This window comes from Mycobacterium sp., assembly GCF_032161845.1.
Classification (GTDB): Bacteria; Actinomycetota; Actinomycetes; order Mycobacteriales; family Mycobacteriaceae; genus Mycobacterium.
Genome location: NZ_JAVRQA010000034.1, coordinates 1 through 4774, shown reverse-complemented (window position 1 = coordinate 4774; position 4774 = coordinate 1). Strand labels below are relative to the sequence as shown.

General features: G+C 64.4%; 5 protein-coding genes. All 5 read right to left on the bottom strand.

The features are described from left to right. The coding region (locus QOD90_RS02125; RefSeq protein WP_526346205.1) for a Zn-ribbon domain-containing OB-fold protein at positions 1–292 on the bottom strand (292 nt) is incomplete at its 3' end. 57 nt (positions 293–349) lie between these two features. Continuing rightward, positions 350–640 (bottom strand): hypothetical protein, encoded by a 291-nt coding sequence (locus QOD90_RS02120; protein ID WP_526346203.1) that lies wholly within the window; start codon positions 638–640, stop codon positions 350–352. A gap of 76 nt (positions 641–716) precedes the next feature. Next, positions 717–1724 (bottom strand): alpha/beta fold hydrolase, encoded by a 1008-nt coding sequence (locus QOD90_RS02115; RefSeq protein WP_526346201.1) that lies wholly within the window; start codon positions 1722–1724, stop codon positions 717–719. Between the two features lie 73 nt (positions 1725–1797). Further along, the gene (locus tag QOD90_RS02110) at positions 1798–4260 is read right to left on the bottom strand and encodes a CaiB/BaiF CoA transferase family protein (protein WP_526346199.1); all 2463 of its coding nucleotides are present in this window, start codon (positions 4258–4260) and stop codon (positions 1798–1800) included. 9 nt (positions 4261–4269) lie between these two features. Then, positions 4270–4774: amidohydrolase family protein (locus QOD90_RS02105; RefSeq protein WP_526346197.1), on the bottom strand; the 505-nt coding region annotated here is incomplete at its 5' end.

Here is a 4774-nt window from a genome sequence, read left to right as displayed (position 1 = left end):
CGATGTTGCTGACCATCCGAATTCCCTCCTCGAGGTCCACCACGGCGACGATGCGCGCGTCCGACTCAGGTGTCGAGGGATGCCGCGACACGATCCAGCTGTAGATGATTCCGCGCCCGGACAGGTTCTCGACGGCGAAGTCCAGCGACTGACAATGCGGGCACATCGGGGCGGGGGGATGTTGCAGCGCACCGCATTCGAGGCAGCGTCGGGCAACGAGACGTGATTCGCGGGCCGCCTGCCAGAAGTAGTCGTCGACGCGGGACGGCATCGGCGGTATGACGTTGACCATCTGTACTCCTGTGGTATCGGGTCCGTCCGCGGGATTCCGGCGGTCGACGTGTCGATGTCAATCCGAGGAGGGAAGTTGCTTGGGGGCTTCGATCCCCAGCGGGCGGCCGTCCACGGCCAACGTGCCCTGCCCGCTGGTCACGCAGAGCAGTTGAAGGCCCGATTCGGGCTCGCTGTAGCGCTTGCCCATCAGGCTGCCGCCCAGTAGTGCGGAATCCGTGGGCTGCGTCTGCTGGGGCGCGTCCGACGCCGCGTCGACCATCGGCAGTCCACCGCAACTAAGCACCGCCGCTTGATCTTTCGGTGCTCGCAGGACGATGACCTTGCCCGAGCACACGACACTTCTCATTTGCTGTCCCGTTTTCATACCAGCGCTCCTTCATTGGAGTGTATTGATCCAGGCACGCGAGATCCGCCGGACGCGGTCACGATCTGGTGGGCGTCGGGTCGGCCGTCGCGACGACGGCTGCCCAGCCCAACAGCCGCCGCCAGAGCAGTTCTCGAGTGGTCGCAACGTTGTGGTTGTGGGCCGAGTCGATCAACGAATAGAAAGAAATATCGTTGCTGTTCTCAAAGATTGGCACCAACTCGGACGCCTTGTGCCAAGGTTCGTGATCGCCGCCGCCGATGAACACCGGTGCGGTGATCTGGCGGATGTATTGGATGACACTGCCAGGCAGCAGGGAAAGCGTCGCGAGCACCGGCAACAGGTTGGTGGCGGTGGCGGCAAGTGCGTTCAGCGCCGCGGGATCGGTATCAGGCAGCACGAATGGGAAGGGGGCCTTCGTCTGCCCTTCTACCGATGGTCGGCCGGCTTCTGAAAAGCGCTGTCGGGCAAGACGCGCGAGGGACTCATATGACAGCGGGCCGACGTTGGCGATGCGTACTTCGTCAGGGCTCAGCACACTGGGCAACCCCGACGGGCTGAAGCCCAGGCAGGCAATGGCGACGTGCTGTCCGATCATGGCCTGTGCCATGAGCGTGAGCATCGCCCCCATCGAGTGCCCGATCCCCACCGTCGCGACCGTAACCGACGCCGGGAGCTGGGAGCGCAGCTCTTCGGTCGCCCGCGTGAATCCCTCGGCGTTCGCGCGCGCGACGTTCTGCGGGGAGATCCATGGATCGGCGCCTGGAGTCGATCGCCCTGTGCCTAAGTTGTCGATCAAGATGCAGGCGAACCCAGCCGCCAGGGCGTACTGAGCAAAGCTGAATCCCGCATCTGGCTCGCCCAGGTCGAAGTATTCACCCGTGCAACCGCCGCCGGGAGTGCAGCACAACACCGTCACATGGTCGGCATCGGACACCGACGCCGGTACCAGCAATTCGGCCGAGACGAACCAATCCCCCGGTTCATCGACCACATGAGTGACGTCGTAGCGAGCGCGAAAACGGTGCGGCGAAGTCAGTGTGGAGGCCGGCTCAGTGATCTGCACAGCCTTGCCTCCTTCGCTACTGCGACCCTAGAGGAGCCACGACCGGATGAATGACGAAGAGTCACAAAACCACTCACGCGGTGGCCGAAACTTCCTGGGCCTGGCCGATAACACCGTCCTTCACCAACGCGTCGATTTCGTCGTCTCCGTATCCGAGAACCGACGAAAGGATCTCGCGACTGTCGGAACCGACTGTCAGCGGCGGGCCCTGGATCACACCGGGCGTATCGGAGAGGTCGACGCCAAGACCCGTCTGCTCGAACTTTCCGACCAACGGTTGCGGATAGGACGTCACCCACTTCCGCGCGATCAGCTCCTCGTCGTCGAAGACGTGGCGCGAGAAGTCCGGATCACTCACCTCGGCCGGCACTCCCGCGGTGTCGAATGCCTCGCGCCATTCCTGCGCGGTGCGCGTGCCGAGAATCGTCTCGATCTCCTTGCGCAGCACCGCATCATTGGCGCGGCGCCCGGCTGCGTCGGCGAACTCGGCGGCCGCGCCGAGCGCATCGTTACCGAGGACGTGGGTCAAGGCGGTCCAGTGGTCGTCGGTGATGGCAGTGATGGTCAGCCAGCCGTCCGCCGTCTCGTATAGGCCATAGAGCGCGCTGAACCCGAGCAGTAGCTTGTCGAGCTTGGGCCGGTCGGCCTCCACACCGTTGGCATCGACGTAGGTGCCGGACGCCGTCAACAGGCAGGCGTACAGGATCGAGGTATCCACGAACTGTCCCTTGCCGGTGCGCAGGCGATCGTAGTACGCCTGGAGCATGCCGAACGCCGACAGGAATCCGTTGCCCGTGTCACCCAATGACGTCAGCGCCCACAGGGGGGTTCCCCCATCGTCCATACCCCCGTCGGCCCACTCCAGTCCGGCCAGTGCGGCCCCTGTCTGATCATTGCCAGGCTGTCCATCGCGATAGCCACGATCGAATCCCCTTGTATGGCAGTAGATTACTTCGGGATTGGTCGTCTTCACCGATTCGTAGTCGAGGCCGAGGCGAACTGCTGCACCGTAGCGCATGTTGTGCTGAACGATGTCCGCCGAGTCGATGAGCCGCCGGACGGCTTCAAGTCCGCGTGGGTCCTTCAGGTTGACCGAAAGGCTCTGCTTTCCGCGGTTGGCGGCGAACGCGATGTGCGTCGAGTGCCAGAAGCCATCCCATAGCGTGTTGACCTTGATCACCGTGGCGCCGAGGTCCGAGAGGAGCTGAGTACCGAAGGGACCTGCGATCGCCAAGCCCAGATCGACGACCAGCACACCGTCCAGGGGCGGCTTGCCCGTCGGCGTCACCTCGGTCGATCGCGACGCGATCGCCCCAGGTGCCGCGGCCTCGGCCCGGACCTCCGCGGTGTGCTCACCCCTGCGGGGGGCGCCCTTGGTTGGCTTGCCCGGACTGCGGTCCAACCGGATCACCGAACCCACCTGGTGCAGCGGGCCCAGCTCCGGATCTTCGACCACGGCTACACAGCCGTCGGCGAGCATGTGTTCGTCAGTGAGGGCCTCGGTTGGGGACTGTACGATCTGCAGACAAACGCCCGCCACTCGCGCCGCCTCGACCCATTCGGCGGAAGTGAACCTGGCGAACGCAGAACGCATCTGAGGCAGGTAATGCCAGTAGACGATCAGATCCTCCGGGCCGGTCAGGATCCGATCTGGGTCTTCGGTTGGGCGAACACCGGCGGGCTCGAGAGTATCGCCCACCGATGATCCGAGAACGAACTTCGGATTCGGTACCCAGTGCTGGATCCAGCGGCCGTCCGCGCACTCGAAGAACCCCTTCGAGGCACGTTGATCGAACACCCAGGTCCAAAACCACGGCGCCTCGACATTCGCGGCGCGCTGCAGAGCGCCGGTGCCCGCAGCCAATGCGCCCTGCAGAAGTGAGGTCTCGACGAGTTGCCCGCGGCCGGTGGATTCTCGCGCGACGAGCGCCGCCCCAATCCCGATCGCGGCAAGGTATGCCGCGCTTACGCTCGGCCACGGGGATGCCGAGAACAGTGGTCCGTCACGATTCGGGCCATCCGTCACGCCCTCGGGCGTGTCCAGGTCTGCGAGAGGGTATTCGGGGTCGCCGTTGATGTGGTGCAGGTGGCCGCCCACCCGTCCGACCTGGTCGAACTGCAAACCCGTTCGGGCCATCACGAGGCTGTCGTAACCAGGCCGATCGGCGACGCTAGTGTCCTTGCCGTAGCCGGTTATCGAGACATAGATGAGCCTCGGATTGACCGCCGAGAGAGTGTCGTAGCCCAAGCCGAGGCGCTCCATGACGCCCGGTGAGAAGCTCTCGACGAGGACGTCGGCTGCCGCCACCAGCCGTACGAACAGGTCGTGGTCATCGGGATCCTTCAGGTCGAGCACGGCACTGCGCTTGCCGCGATGCCACACGCGGTATCCCGGCAACGACGGGAACGGATCGCCCTGCGGCCGTTCGATTCTGGTGACCTGCGCCCCGTGATCTGCCATGAGCATCGTGGCAATGGGGCCGGCGATCCCCCACGACAGATCCAAGACCTTCAGGCCATCGAATACGCCCAACATCATTGCCTTTCAGAGATTCCAGACGCGTTCGGCGTTGCGGAACAACAGCTTGTCGCGCTCCTCGGTGGTGGCGTCGGGGAACAGGTGGGTGGCGATGTCCTGGGAGTGCGGCCAGCTCGACACCGGGTGCGGGTAGTCCGAGGACCACATGATGTTGTCCACGCCGAGCCGTTCCCTGCCGTGCTGCAGAACGCCGGGCTCGTCGATGAACGTGACGTACATGTTCTGCCGGAAGTAGTGGCTGGGTAGCTCCTTGAGCCCGGGAAACTCGTAGCCCTGGCGGGTATTCATGTCATCGACGGTGTAGAGCCACCAGCTGACCCACCCCACGCCGGGTTCGACGAACACCGTCTTGAGCCGCGGGAAGCGCTCGAAGATACCGGTCAACAGCCACATCCCCATCGCGTCCGCGCTCGACAATGCCACCATCGGCACGAAGATGCCGCGCTGCGGGGTGGGATCGCGCTGTGCCAACGCGTCCAGGGTGGTGTTCAGCCCGATGTGCAAGGCGATC

Bases quoted from the DNA above. Each gene is read 5' to 3' on its own strand.
- QOD90_RS02120 (WP_526346203.1), bottom strand. From the start codon at position 640: ATGAGAAGTGTCGTGTGCTCGGGCAAGGTCATCGTCCTGCGAGCACCG.
- QOD90_RS02110 (WP_526346199.1), bottom strand. From the start codon at position 4,260: ATGTTGGGCGTATTCGATGGCCTGAAGGTCTTGGATCTGTCGTGGGGG.